General features: G+C 72.2%; 12 protein-coding genes. 8 read left to right on the top strand and 4 right to left on the bottom strand.

Annotated features, from left to right (window positions below; translation table 11 throughout):
* Positions 1 to 85: 85 nt before the first annotated feature.
* The 3 genes from Q3W68_RS13175 (at position 86) to Q3W68_RS13165 (ending at position 1,870) form a co-directional block, all read left to right on the top strand.
* Positions 86 to 691 (top strand): TetR/AcrR family transcriptional regulator, encoded by a 606-nt coding sequence (locus Q3W68_RS13175; RefSeq protein WP_302905644.1) that lies wholly within the window; start codon positions 86 to 88, stop codon positions 689 to 691.
* Between the two features lie 125 nt (positions 692 to 816).
* Entirely contained in the window at positions 817 to 1,257 is a 441-nt protein-coding gene (locus Q3W68_RS13170) for a GNAT family N-acetyltransferase (RefSeq protein ID WP_302905643.1), read from the top strand.
* 127 nt (positions 1,258 to 1,384) lie between these two features.
* On the top strand, positions 1,385 to 1,870 hold the full coding sequence (locus Q3W68_RS13165; RefSeq protein WP_302905642.1) for a helix-turn-helix domain-containing protein: 486 nt from the start codon (positions 1,385 to 1,387) through the stop codon (positions 1,868 to 1,870).
* Here the strand turns inward: Q3W68_RS13165 and Q3W68_RS13160 are convergent.
* The gene (locus tag Q3W68_RS13160; protein WP_302905641.1) at positions 1,839 to 3,719 is read right to left on the bottom strand and encodes a hypothetical protein; all 1,881 of its coding nucleotides are present in this window, start codon (positions 3,717 to 3,719) and stop codon (positions 1,839 to 1,841) included. The two genes, Q3W68_RS13165 and Q3W68_RS13160, sit on opposite strands and share 32 nt — an antisense overlap.
* 158 nt (positions 3,720 to 3,877) lie before the next feature.
* On the opposite strand from Q3W68_RS13160, the gene Q3W68_RS13155 reads away from it, so the two are divergent.
* A complete protein-coding gene (locus Q3W68_RS13155; protein ID WP_030502816.1) occupies positions 3,878 to 4,297 on the top strand; it encodes a VOC family protein in 420 nt (139 codons plus the stop codon).
* Positions 4,298 to 4,346: 49 nt separating this feature from the next.
* Positions 4,347 to 4,958, top strand: a complete 612-nt coding sequence (locus Q3W68_RS13150) for a histidine phosphatase family protein (RefSeq protein WP_302905640.1) — start codon at positions 4,347 to 4,349, stop codon at positions 4,956 to 4,958.
* Between the two features lies 1 nt (position 4,959).
* Here Q3W68_RS13150 and Q3W68_RS13145 read toward each other — a convergent pair whose 3' ends face one another.
* A complete protein-coding gene (locus Q3W68_RS13145; protein ID WP_302905639.1) occupies positions 4,960 to 5,616 on the bottom strand; it encodes a type 1 glutamine amidotransferase domain-containing protein in 657 nt (218 codons plus the stop codon).
* Positions 5,617 to 5,692: 76 nt separating this feature from the next.
* Entirely contained in the window at positions 5,693 to 6,145 is a 453-nt protein-coding gene (locus Q3W68_RS13140) for a hypothetical protein (protein ID WP_302905638.1), read from the bottom strand.
* Positions 6,146 to 6,315: 170 nt separating this feature from the next.
* On the opposite strand from Q3W68_RS13140, the gene Q3W68_RS13135 reads away from it, so the two are divergent.
* Positions 6,316 to 8,715 (top strand): M4 family metallopeptidase, encoded by a 2,400-nt coding sequence (locus Q3W68_RS13135; protein ID WP_302905637.1) that lies wholly within the window; start codon positions 6,316 to 6,318, stop codon positions 8,713 to 8,715.
* 76 nt (positions 8,716 to 8,791) lie between these two features.
* The gene (locus tag Q3W68_RS13130) at positions 8,792 to 9,559 is read left to right on the top strand and encodes an enoyl-CoA hydratase/isomerase family protein (RefSeq protein ID WP_302905636.1); all 768 of its coding nucleotides are present in this window, start codon (positions 8,792 to 8,794) and stop codon (positions 9,557 to 9,559) included.
* 48 nt (positions 9,560 to 9,607) lie between these two features.
* On the opposite strand, the gene Q3W68_RS13125 is transcribed toward Q3W68_RS13130, so the two are convergent.
* The gene (locus tag Q3W68_RS13125; protein WP_302905635.1) at positions 9,608 to 11,152 is read right to left on the bottom strand and encodes a collagen binding domain-containing protein; all 1,545 of its coding nucleotides are present in this window, start codon (positions 11,150 to 11,152) and stop codon (positions 9,608 to 9,610) included.
* A 309-nt stretch (positions 11,153 to 11,461) separates the two neighbouring features.
* Here Q3W68_RS13125 and Q3W68_RS13120 point away from each other — a divergent pair, with 309 nt between their 5' ends.
* Positions 11,462 to 13,261, top strand: coding sequence for a hypothetical protein (locus Q3W68_RS13120; protein ID WP_302905634.1), 1,800 nt, complete (start codon positions 11,462 to 11,464; stop codon positions 13,259 to 13,261).
* Positions 13,262 to 13,282 lie beyond the last annotated feature (21 nt).

Here is a 13,282-nt window from a genome sequence, read left to right as displayed (position 1 = left end):
GTCTCCCTGCGGTAGCGTCGTTATGCGGAATCTCTTTCCGGAACTATACGGAAAAGCTTTCCGGAACAGCAAGGGAGGAGTAGCCGTGTCCGAGGACACAGCGGATTTCAATGTTCGCGAACGCGCCCCGCGCCGGATGCGCACCGACGCGCGCCGCAACGTCGAGGCCCTGCTCGAAGCGGCGAAGACGGTCTTCAGCACCGTCGGTGTCGACGCCCCCGCCAAAGAGATCACCGATCTGGCCGGCGTCGGCGTCGGCACGCTCTACCGGCACTTCCCGCAGCGCTCGGACCTGATCAAGGCCGTCATCGAGCGCGAGATCGACGCCTGCGCCGACGCGGGCCCGGCGCTGGCCGCCGCGCACGAGCCGGGGGTCGCCCTTGCGAAGTGGCTCGACCGGTTCACCGCGTTCGTCGCGACCAAACGCGGATTTGCTGCGGCCCTGCACTCCGGCGACCCGGCGTTCGACGGCCTGCCCGGATATCTCATGCAGAAGCTGGGACCGGCCCTCGAGTCCCTGCTCCAAGCCGCGACAGCCAGCGGCGAGATCCAGGCCAGGATCAGTGCCCAGGACCTGTTGTACGCCGTTGCGAAACTGTGTGCGCCCATGCCGGACGAGGACCCCGACTACGGCCGGCGCATGGTCGCGCTCCTCGTCGACGGACTACGGTCCGGCGAATCCCCGCACTGACACACGGGTACGACGGACCGCTGGACGGCCTGGTCTGCCATGAGGGTCACCGCTGAGACCCGGCGCTGTCACCGCGTCGCCGGATATCGATTGCCTGCTCGGGACGCCTGCGGAACCCTCTCGGCATGCTCGATACGCGCGTCCTCGGCGAGGACGACTGGAAGGTCTGGCGGGAGCTGCGGCTCGCCGCGCTCACCGAGGCCGGGTACGCCTTCGGCGCCCAACTGGCGGACTGGCAGGGCGACGGTGACCGCGAGGAACGCTGGCGTGGGCGGCTCGCCGTCCCCGGGTCGTACAACGTCGTGGTGATGCTCGACGGGCATCCGGTCGGGATGGCCAGCGGGATGCCGACCGAGCACGACGGGGTCGTCGAGCTGATCTCGATGTACGTGGCACCGGCGGGTCGCGGACGGGGCGTGGGTGACCACCTCGTCCGGGTGGTCGAGCGGTGGGCCCGGCTCGTGGGCGCGCGGACGCTGCGGCTCGCCGTGGCGGAGGGCACCCGAACGCCCGTGCTCTCTACCTGCGCACCGGCTTCCGGGACACCGGTGAGGTCGGCGGCCTGATGCCCGACGGTGTGCGCCGCGAGCACATCATGATCAAGAGCCTCGTGGACGAGCCGTAATGACCGAGAGCCTCGTGGACGAGCGGCAGGCGGTGCGAGACGCGGGACGCGCAGTAGGCTGACCAGCGATGAGTCGCGCGGTCGAGGAGTCCAACCGGGCGATGCTGCGTGCGCGGGACGCGATGGACCGGGCGTACGCGCAGCCGCTGGACATCCCCGCGCTGGCCCGGATCGCGCACGTCTCGGAGGCGCACTTCATCCGCACCTTCCGGGCCACCTTCGGCGAGACGCCGCACCGCTACCTGCAACGCCGCCGGGTGGAACGCGCCATGTACCTGCTGGTGCGCACCGACGAACCGGTCACCGAGATCTGCCACCTGGTCGGCTTCGGCAGCCTGGGCACATTCAGCCGGACGTTCCACGGCATCGTCGGTGAGTCGCCGTCGGCCTACCGGCGCCGCAAGGCCGCGCCCGCCGACGTCCCGAGCTGTTTCACCAAGGCCTGGATGCGCCCGAGCGCCACCGTCGGCAAGCCGGCCGCCACCCGCAAGCCGAGCACCGTCGGCGAGAAGGCCGCAGCGGTCAGCGCCCCCGCACCCTCCGCCGCATCATGACCCAGAGCCGGTCGCCGAGCCGGGTCCGCCGCAGCCAGCGCACTCCGGCGAACCGGCTCTCCGATGGCGTACGCGGGCGTGGCGGTGTGGTGACCCGGGCGTAGGTGGCGCCGGTCGGCGGTCCGGTGAAGCCGGGTTCGAGCCGTTCGGAGGCGACCGCCAGCGCGGTGAACTGGGCCAGCACCCGCGGATCGGGCTGGCCTCCCCGGGCGGCGGTACGCAACTCCCGCTCCACGGCGGGACGGCGGATCAGCTCGGTGAGCGGCCCGTGGACGGTGTCGAGCAGGTCGGCCACGGCGGCGACGCCGTCGCCCTCCCAGATCCGGGTGGCCCGGGACGGCCCGGTGACGGGGCTGACGAACGGCACGTCCGCCCACTCCGGCACGAGCCGGGCGATCAGCGCGGTGTGCGGCAGCCGCGCCCGCTTCTCCGCGACGGTGAACGCGAAGCTGGCCGCGACGAAACCGGGTGCCAGGAACGGGGTGACCATGCCCGTGGTGTACGCAGCGGTGCACCAGCGGCGCATCCGCTCGATCAGGTAGACGTAGTCGGTCAGGTGCTCGTCGTGCAGGCCGAGCCCACGGGCGTGGGCCGTCAGCGCGGTGACGCGGGCCCGTTCGGCGGCCAGCGCCTCGGGCGTCGTGGCCCCGCGCGGCATGGCTGCCAGCAGCTTGGTCATGGCCGACTGTTCGGGCGTGGGCGCCGGGTCGGCGTCGGCGCGGGGATACCAGAAGCCGACCACCAGTTCGCCTGCCGCGCCGGTGAGGCTCGGCGGGCGTACGTCCTCCGGCAGACGGGTGCGCACCGCCGGCCGCGTCAGGTAGCTCGACGGGTACTGGTGGTCGTGCAGCGCGGCGACCCGCAGCGCCCGGTCCCGGAGACCGGTGTCGAGGACGGTGGCCGGCGGCGCGGCGGGCATGAGGCGGTGCGGCAGGTCCAGGCCGCGCCGGTCCCGCAGCAGCCGCACCAGTTCCCGCGCCACCTCTCCCTCGGCGGGGGCGTCGTCGTTTGTGACCAGGTCCGGCGTACGGCCGGCGGCGACGAGCGTCGCGGCGATGAGCCGGGAGTCCTTGCCGCCGGAGAGGCCGAGCGTGACCTCGCCGTCGTACAGCCGGTGCAGGCCGGCGACGGATCGGGTCAACGCGTCGGCGGCCCGGTCCAGCCGCTCGCCGATCGGCCGGTCCCGGTCGGCGAGGCCGCTGCGGACCACGTCGTCGGCGGCGTACCGGATCTCGGTGGTGAGCTGCCAGCCGCCGTCGGCGCGGCGGCGGCCGGTGACCCGCTCGCCCGGCCGGAGCAGCCGGGTGCCGGCGAGCGGCGAGAGGTCGCCGCCGAAGTGACCGATTAGCAGGTACGACGTCCAGCCGACCGGGTCGGGTCGGGCCTCGCCGTGCAGGAAGGCGGCGAGCGGCCCGGGCCGGGTGCACCAGGCGGTGACCCCGTCGGCGGTGCCGGTGAACACGCGGGCCATGCCCAGCCAGTCCTGTTGCAGGGCGAGACGGTCGCGGTCGAGGGCGAGCAGCGCGAACGGCGGTACCACGTCGCGGTGCACGTCCGCGCCGGTGAGCAGGTGGCGGGCGAGCGTCACCGGGTCGTCGCGGTCGGTCCCGACCGGGATGCCCACGGAGACCGCGGTGACGGGGCCGTCGGTGGCGACGGGTGGCCACCGGTAGCCGCCGGGGTCGGCCGGGTGCAGCACCAGCACGCCCCAGTCGGTGCCGCCGAAGCGGCGGCGCTGCCAGCTGTCCGGCACGAGGTCGGCGACGGCCCGCTCGAACCGGGCGGCGGCGTCGTCGCGGCGCGCTTGTGGCAACGGCTCGGTCGCGGCCCACGCCAACATCAACTGCATCGATTCCCCTGAGTCTTGTCAGGGGGACGTTAACAGTCGATGTCCGGGCGGTGTCGTCACGCGGACAAACGACACAAGCCGGACCAGGTGCCGAGGGCGACAGGACTGCGCACTTTTGGATAAGCAGCAGGTCGGCGCGCTGCTCTAGCGTCGTGGGCATGACGATGACTTCGACTTCCCGCTCCCAGATCTACGTGCTCGACCAGGACGAGGCGCTCGACTTCTACGTGGGCAAGCTCGGCCTGGAGGTCAGCACCGACCAGGACCTCGGTTTCATGCGCTGGCTCACCGTGAACGTGCCGGGTGACCCGGGCCGGGAGATCCTGCTGGAGAAGCCGGGCCCGCCGGCGCTGGACCCGAAGACCGCCGAGCAGGTCCGGGAGCTGCTCACCAAGGGCGCGGCCGGCGGTTTCCTGTTCTTCACCACCGACGACGCGCACAAGACGTACGCGGACCTGGTCGCGAAGGGCGTCGAGGTGACCGACGAGCCGACCGACCGGCCGTACGGGATCGACTTCGGCATCCGCGACCCGTTCGGCAACCGCATCCGGATCGGGCAGATGCACCAGGGCCGGTGAACGGCGCGGCGGCGGGATAGTCTCGCGGTCCCCGACCGTGGAGGTGCCGATGCCCAGCCGCCTGCTCTATCTGGTCCGTCACGGCGAGCAGGACCGGCCGGAGGACGAGGCGGACACCGGCCTGTCGGAGCGGGGCCGGCGGCAGGCGACGCTGTTGGGCGAGCGGCTGCGCGGGACGCGCTTCGCCGCCGTACACCATGGGCCGGCCCGCCGGGCCGCGGAGACCGCCGCGCTGGTCGCGGCGTCGCTGCCCGGTGTTCCGGTACGCGAGGACGACCGCGCCGGCGACCACATGCCGCACGACACCGACCCGGCCGGCCTGCCCGAGCGGTACGCGGAGTTCCTGGCCGGGTTCACCGAGCGGGAGCGGCGCGACGGGCCGCGCGTGACGGCGGAGGCGGTGGCCCGGTTCGCCGCCGCCCCCGCGGAGGGTGACGTACGCGAGCTGGTCGTCACCCACAACTTCCTGGTCGCCTGGCTGGTGCTGAACGCGCTGGACGCGCCGGCCCGGCGGTGGATCGGGCTCAACCAGCAGAACTGTGGGCTCACGGTGATCCGCTACAGCTCGGGCGGCCCGCCGGCGCTCATCGCGTTCAACGACGTGACCCACCTGCCGTCCGAGCTGCGGGCCACCGGCCTGCCCGACGACTACCGGATCTGACTCAGGCGAGCAGCTTCACCACGGCGTCGGCCACGGCGCGGGCGGACTGCGGGTTCTGGCCGGTCACCAGGCGCTCGTCGACCACCACGTGCTCGGTGAAGTCGGGTGCCGGCACGTGCTGCGCGCCCGCCTCGGTGAGCTTGTCGGCCAGCAGGAACGGCACCTCGTCGGTGAGGCCGACGGCGGCCTCCTCACTGTTCGTGAACCCGGCCACCCGCTTGCCGGCGATCAGCCGGGAGCCGTCGGTGAGGGTGAGGTTCACCAGCGCCGACGGGCCGTGGCAGACGGCGGCCACCACGCCGCCGCGCTCGTAGACCGAGCGGGCGATCCGGGCGAGGTCGGGGGCGTCGGGGAAGTCCCACATGGTGCCGTGGCCGCCGGCGAAGAGGATCACGTCGTAGCGCTCCGGGTCGACGTCGGCGGCCTTCGGGGTGTCGGTGACGCCGGCGGTGGCGAGGAAGTCGTTCTGGGTGGTGTCGTTCTCGTCCCGCCCGTCGACCGGCGGTTCACCGCCGGCCACCGATGCCAGGTCGACGTCGTACCCGGCGGCGCGGAACACCTCCCACGGCTCGGCGGCCTCGCCGACGTAGTAGCCGGTCGAGCGGCCGGTACGGCCCAGCTCGGAGTGACTGGTCAGGGCGATGAGTGCGCGAGTCATGCCGTCCATGCTGGCGTGGTCGGCGGTCCGCCGGCCATAGGCCGATGTCACAGCGACAGGGGGTTTGAAGAACGGGTCAGCCGGTGGCGCGGGTGAGCAGCTCGACCACCTCGGCGGTGACGGCCGGCGGCCGGGCGGCGGGCCCGCAGTCCACGTACCCGCTCTCGGCCGGGCCGACGGTGAGCCGGTAGGTGAACCCGTCGGCGCAGTTGTCGGGGCCCTTGGTCTCGGTGGCCTCCGCGGCCAGCCGCGGGTCGGTGGCGAGCTGTCGCAGCCGGGCGAGGTCCGCCTCGGCGAGCCGGCCCTCCTGCGCGGCGCCGGTCCGGTCGGTCCTGGTCCAGTGGCCGTCCGGCCGCACGGTGACGGTGTCCTTCACCCCGGCGATGCCGCCGGACTTCTCGAGCACGACCTCGGCGGCGGGCAGCGGCGAGGGCCCGTCCGTGATGACGGGTGGCGCCTCGGTGCGGGCGCAGCCGGCGAGCGGGACGAGAAGGGCGGCGACGGCCGCCACGGCGGGGGCAGCTCTCATACCGGTTCGGACGCGCGACGGGACCACTCGGTTCCGGCCCACCGGCCCTCCTCATCCGTTCGGTCAATGTCTCCGGCGGGATCTCGCCAGCCTCTTTCACGTTCTTCGATGTATCGCTATATCTACATCAGTGACTACCCCCGTCACAACTTCGCCTTCCAGGAGGGCCCGTGAAAAGATCCGTCGCCGCCGTCAGCGCAGCGCTGCTCACCAGCGGCGTGCTGGCCTGCGTCACCACCTCGGCGCAAGCGGCAGCGCCAACCGCCCCCAGCCCTGAGACCTCGGCCGCAGCCCGGGCCGCGAGCCTGCTGCGCGCCAACCCCGGCGCCGTCCAGGGCGCCGGCGGTGAGGCCTATCAGGCCGTCCGCACCAAGGTCGACCCCTCCGGGGCCGCGCACACCCGGTACAGCCGGACCTACCAGGGTCTCCGTGTGTACGGCGGTGACTTCGTCATCCACACCGCCCCGAACGGCACCATGACCAGCGCGTCGGTCAGCCTCTCCGCCCCGCTGACCCTGAGCACCACCGCGAAGGTCGGCGCGGATGCGGCCAAGGCCAGCGCCCGCAAGACGTTCTCCGGGTCGCTCACCTCGGTCGGCGCGCCGGAGCTGTTCGTCGACGCCAGCAGCGGCAAGGGCCGGCTCGCCTGGGAGACCGTCGCGACCGGCTGGAAGGCGGACAAGCAGACGCCGTCGAAGCTGCACGTCATCACCGACGCCACCACCGGCAAGGTGATCGGCTCGTACGACGAGATCGAGACGGTGGCCGGCACCGGCCAGGGCATCTACACCGGCTCGGTCACCATCGACACGACGCTCTCCGGCAGCACGTACCAGATGATCGACCCGGTACGCGGCAACGGCCGTACCTGCGACATGAACAACGGGACCTCCACCTGCACCACGTTCACCGACGCGGACAACGCGTGGGGCAACGGCGCCACCTCGAACCGGCAGTCGGCCGCGGTGGACGCCCACTTCGGCGCCGCCAAGACGTTCGACTACTTCAAGAACGTGCACGGCCGCAACGGCATCTTCGGCAACGGCCAGGGTGTGCCGAGCCGGGTGCACTACGGCAACAACTACGTCAACGCGTTCTGGGACGGTTCCCAGATGACCTACGGCGACGGCTCGGGCAACTCCCGCCCGCTGGTCTCGCTGGACGTGGCCGGTCACGAGATGAGCCACGGCGTCACCGAGGCGCTGGCGGGGCTGGTCTACTCCGGTGAGTCCGGCGGCCTCAACGAGTCCACCAGCGACATCTTCGGCAACATGGTGGAGTTCTACGCCGCCGCGCCGAGCGACCCGGGCGACTACCAGGTCGGCGAGAAGATCAACATCAACGGCAACGGTACGCCGCTGCGCTACATGTACAACCCGTCGCTGGACGGCTCGTCCGACTCCTGCTGGTCCACCAGCACGAAGAACAAGGACGTGCACTACTCCTCCGGTGTCGGCAACCACTTCTTCTTCAACCTCGCCGAGGGCACCGGCGCCACCGCGTACGGCACCTCGCCGGTCTGCGGCTCGGCCCCGGCGGTGACCGGCATCGGCCGCGCCAAGGCGGAGAAGATCTGGTACCGGGCGCTCGACGTGTACTTCACCTCGAACACCTCGTACGTCAACACCAGCAACCCGGCCAACACCGCCCGCGCGTACACCCTGCGGGCCGCTACCGACCTGTACGGCAACTGCTCCACCGAGTACAAGACCGTCCAGGCCGCGTGGACCGCTGTGAACGTGGCCGGCAACGACGCGCCGTGCAGCTCGACCGGCAACGACTTCTCCGTCTCGCTCTCGCCGACCTCCGGGTCGGTCACCGCGGGCGGATCGGCCTCCGCCACCGTCGGCACGTCCACCACCAGCGGCACCGCGCAGACCGTGACGTTCTCCGCGTCCGGCCTGCCGACCGGCGCGACCGCCTCGTTCAGCCCCACCTCGGTGACCTCGGGCGGCTCGTCCACGCTCACCATCTCCACCAGCTCCAGCACCCCGGCCGGCACCTACTCGGTGACCGTCACCGGCAGCGCGGCGTCGGGTACGAAGACCGCCACGTACTCGCTGACCGTGAGCAGCGTCGGCGGCGGCTGCACCGGCGCGGGCCAGAAGCTGGGTAACCCCGGCTTCGAGTCCGGCAACACGGTCTGGAGCTCCACCTCCGGCGTGATCGGCCAGTACGGCTCGCAGGGCCAGCCGACCCGCACCGGCACGTGGAACGCATGGCTCAACGGCTACGGCAGCACCCGCACCGACACGCTGTCGCAGTCGGTGAGCCTGCCGAGCGGCTGCTCCGCGTACACCTTCTCGTTCTGGCTGCACATCGACTCGGCCGAGAGCACCAGCAGCGTCCAGTACGACAAGCTGAACGTGCAGGTCCTCAACTCGTCCGGCTCGGTGCTGGCCACGCTGGCGACCTACTCGAACCTGAACAAGGCCAGTGGCTACAGCCAGAAGTCGTTCTCCCTGGCGGCGTACGCCGGGCAGACCGTCACGCTGAAGTTCACCGGCACCGAGGACAGCTCGCTGCAGACCTCGTTCGTGCTCGACGACACCGCGCTCAACGTCTCCTGACCTGACCGCCCGACCCCGGGGCCCGGCGGCCACCCACTCGGGTGGTCGCCGGGCCCCGCCCGTTACGGTCGGACCCATGTCCGACGCGGAACTGACCGTCACCCTGGACGGCCCGGTGGCAACCGTGATCATCCACAACCCGGCCCGGCGCAACGCCATGACGCCGGCCATGTGGCGGCAGCTCCCGGTGCTGCTCGACGGCCTGGAGGCCGACCCGGCGGTACGGGTGCTGGTGCTGACCGGCGCGGGCGGCACGTTCTGCGCCGGCGCCGACCTGGGCGACCTGGACGAACTGCTGGCGGCCGGTGACGGCAGCATCGCGGTGGCCGCCGAGGAACGGCTCGCCGCGTTCGGCCGCCCCACAGTCGCCGCGATCGAGGGCGCCTGCGTGGGCGGCGGCTGCCAGCTCGCCGTCGCCTGCGACCTGCGGCTGGCCGCTGCGGACGCCCGGTTCGGCGTACCCCCGGCCCGGCTCGGCCTGGTCTATCCGGCGCCGACCACCCGGCGGCTGGCCGCGCTGGTCGGACCGTCGGCGGCCAAGCACCTGCTGTTCACCAGCGAGCTTGTGGACGCCGAGCGGGCGCTGCGGATCGGCCTGGTGGACGAGGTGCTGCCGGCCGGTGAGCTGGCCGGGCGGGTGGCGGCGATGACCGCCACCATCGCCGAGCGCTCCCGGCTCACGGTGACCGCTGCCAAGGAGATCGTCGACGGGCGCGCCGACGCCGACCGGCTGGCCTGGTGGCACGGTCAGGTGCGGGACAGCGGCGAGGCCCGCGAGGGCGTGGCCGCGATCAACGAGCGCCGCCCGCCGCGCTTCGGCTGGACCCCGCCGACCACCCGCTGAACGCGGGCGTGGCCGGCGCGTACGGGGCCCGTACGCGCCGGCGTGACCTCAGTCCCGCTCCGCCAGGACGACGGTGACCCGGGTGAGCTTGTCGGGGCGTACCCGCACACTCTTCGCCGAGTCGAGGTCGGTGCCGCCGTACCAGCCGGCGACCCAGGGGCCGGACGGCACGTATCTGATTTTCACGGGCTGCTCGGCGAGGCCGTCGACCTGCGCCGGCCCGGTGGCGGAGAACTCCTTGACCAGGTCGCCGGTGCGGGCGTTGTAGATCTCACCGGCGAGCCAGCCGCGGTAGGGCTGCCCGTCCTGCGACACGGCGTCGACGGTCAGCCGAGGGCCGGTGCGGGCCAGGGAGACGTCGGACGCGACGCCCGGCTGGTCGATGCCGGCCCGAACCGGGGTGGCCTGCTTCCGGTCCGGCGCGCCGCCCGACCACACCGACGCGTACGGCTCGATGTACGAGTAGAAGTGGGTGAACTCCAGCGGCCAGTCGTACGGGCCGAGGTTGCCCACCGTGTAGACGCCGTCCGAGCCGGCGCAGGACCGGCCGGCGCCGGGGACGTAAGCGGCCTGCCGGATCGGCAGCACCCCGGCGCAGCCGTTACCCAGCGGCTCGCCGGTGCCGGCGTCCCGGATGGTGCCGGTGATGCTCGCGGGGGGATCGAGCCGGACGGTCGCCACGGTGCTCAGGCGGCCCGGCTCGCCCGTCACCGGCAGCGCGTTCTGCTGCCGGCCCACGCCTCCCCTGCGACCCACCCACTGGATGCCGTGCGCGCCGTCGTCGGGCAGCACGAGCAACCGGTAGTCACCGGGTTCGAGTTCGCCGACTGTGACCCTGCCTTGGTCGTCGGTGTAGTTGACGTCCCACTGGCAGGTGCGGTCGTCGAGCGCGCCGAAGACGGTTGGCAGCACCGCGACGCAGGTGTTCGGGACCGGCTCGCCGGTGGCCCGGTCGACCACCGTCGTGGTGATCGCGGTGGTGGCGCGCAGGGCGACCTCGACGCGGGTCACCTGACCGAGCACCACCTTGACGTTCTTCACCTCCTGCCGCGCGTGCAGACCGTCGGAGGAGCGGACGTGGAGGGTGTAGGTGCCGTCCGCCAGGTTCTCCAGCCGGAGGCGGCCGTCGGTCCCGCCACACTGGAGGGACCATTCCTGCACGCCGGCGCAGACCGCGTCGACAGGGGCTCCGGTGGTGGCGTCGATGGCGACCACCTCGACCGTGCCGGGCCGGAACATGGTCTCCTCGGGCACGGTGGTGACCTGCCCGGCGGCGACCGTGACGACGTCGGCCGTGGAGAATCCGAGCTTCGCGTGCGACCACTGGAAGCGGCCGAGGAAGCCGTACTGGATCTTGTAGGTGCCGACCGGCACGCCGTCGAAGCTGAAGGTGCCGTCGGTGCCGGTCAGTACCTGCCCACCGCTGGCCCCGTCGGTGGTCCAGAGATTGACGGTGACGCTGCCCGGCTGCTCCGTCACCACGCGGCCGGTGACGCGACCCGAGGCGGGCTCCTCGGCGTACGCGGGCGTGGCGGTGAGGCTGAGCAGGACGCCGGCGGCGAGCACGGCGAGACTGCCTCGGTTTCGGTTCATCTGGTCCCCGTTCAGCGGAGAGGGTTGCGTGCAAGCTACTCGGCGGTGCGTCGTCCCGGCAGTCCCGTACGCCCGGAACGGTCCGTACGGATCGACGGGGATCACCGAGACGACGACCGCGTCCCTCCGAACGGCTTGATCTTGGCGGGACCGCCGATGCCCGCTGGTCAGGGACCGTGGTGATCGCCGCCGATGGCTACGATCCAGTCCGTCATCCCGCTGTGAGGCTGACCGATGAGGAGGAACGTCCACGTGACAATCAGGACCGGCGACGGACGGGGGCGCGGGCGCACGATACTGCGGGGAGCAGTGGCCGGGTTGGTGCTGGGTGCGGTGGCACTGCCACCGCTGTCGGCCGCCGCCGCGGAGCCGCACTTCGTGCTCACCCCCTCGTTCCTGGCCTACACCGACTCCGCCGACCCGGACTCCGCCGTCTTCTACCCCAGCGGCGGTGAACTGCCGGTCGGCTCGTGGCGTGACGACGAGTCGGCACCACACACCTCGCGGGTCTACGTGGGCTTCGAGGTCCCCAGCGTCTACGCCGGCCGGTTGAGCACCGCCACGCTGGTCGCCCGGGAGAGCCGGGCCAACGACTGTGCCAAGCCGAGAACGGTGACTGCCCAGCCGACCGCGCCCTTCACCGGGGACAACAGCTGGTCCAGGCCGCCGGCGACCACCGGGAAGGTGGTCACGGCCACCGGCGACGGCGAGGGCTGCACCTCCTGGCGGACCACGTGGAACCTGACCGACGCCGTCGCCCGGGCGTTGAGTCGCGGTGAGCCGACGATCACCGCCGAGCTGCGCGTCCCCAAGAAGCACGAGGCCGCCGTGGCCTTCGGGCGCTGGCTGGAGGCCAACGAGTTCCGGTTCGAGGTGGAGTTGAAGAACACCGCCCCGCTCAAGCCGACGACGCTCTACAACGGATCCTCCGAGACGCCGTGCGGCCCTGACTACTACGCCCGCTCCGAGTTCAGCGTCGGCGCGGACATGACCGACCGGGACCGGGACCCGGGCGACTCGCTCACCCCCGAGATGGAGTTCTGGCCGGTCGCGGACCCGACCGCCACCACCGCCATGAGCACCGGCATCTCCAGCGGGGCGGACGGGCTCAGCGGTGTGGGTTACGTGCCGGTGAGCAGCCTGGCGGACGGCGAGTACGCCTGGCACGCCCGGACCTACGACCAGCGGGCCTGGTCTCCGTGGAGCGACCCTTGCCGGTTCGTCGTCGACCGCACCGCGCCCGACAAGGTGCCCACCGTGGCATCCCCGGAATACCCGGAGAACCCAGCCGCTCCGACCGGCGGCACCAGCGTGACCGGCACCTTCCTCCTCACCGCGAGCGGTGTGCCGGACGTGGTGGGGTTCCGGTACGGCGACAGCCAGTGGAGCATGTACAACCAGGCCCCGGCGGACCAGCCGGGTGGCGCGGCGACGATCCGGTGGCAGCCGCGCAACGCCGGGGAGCAGACGCTCTACGTCACGAGCGTGGACCGGGCCGGCAACAGCTCGCCGGTGCGCGCCTACACGTTCAAGGTGCGTGACCTCTCCGTCACCGCCTGGTCGACGGGTCAGGAGGTGGACCCGTCGGGCGCCGGGATCCGGGTACGGGTGCGCTTCGGCACCCAGCCGGGCAACGGCATCGGTACCGTCACCTACCGGGTGGACGGCAGCGCCGAGCAGTCGGTAGCGGTGAACGCGCAGGGCGTCGCCGAGCCGCTACTCGGCCCGCTCTCCGGCGGTGAGCACACTTTGGCGTACGCCGGGCGCAGCGCTTCGGGCGAGGTGCTCTTCCAGGCGGAGACCACGGTCTTCGCCGACGACGCCCCGACGGTCACCTCCGACGGGGTCTACCCGGTGAACGGCTCCGGTGGCGGACCCGCGGTCCCGGGCGTCTTCACCGTCACGCCCACGATCACCGCGGGCGCCACGGCCGTGAGCTGGCACACCACTCAGGGCGGTGATCCCGTGGTCGTCCCGCTGGACGCGGACGGCAAGGCCCGCGTCACGTTCACGCCGACCACGTCGGGCTGGACGTACTTCTGGTTCACCGTGAAGTACGCCGACGGCAGCTCGTCCCGGTCGCTGTCGTTCTCCGTAACGGTCAACTGACCCGGCGGGGGTGCGGGAGCG

The sequence above is a fragment of the Micromonospora sp. C28ISP2-4 genome, assembly GCF_030519385.1.
Classification (GTDB): Bacteria; Actinomycetota; Actinomycetes; order Mycobacteriales; family Micromonosporaceae; genus Micromonospora; species Micromonospora tulbaghiae.
This window is presented reverse-complemented; position numbering and strand designations above follow the sequence as displayed.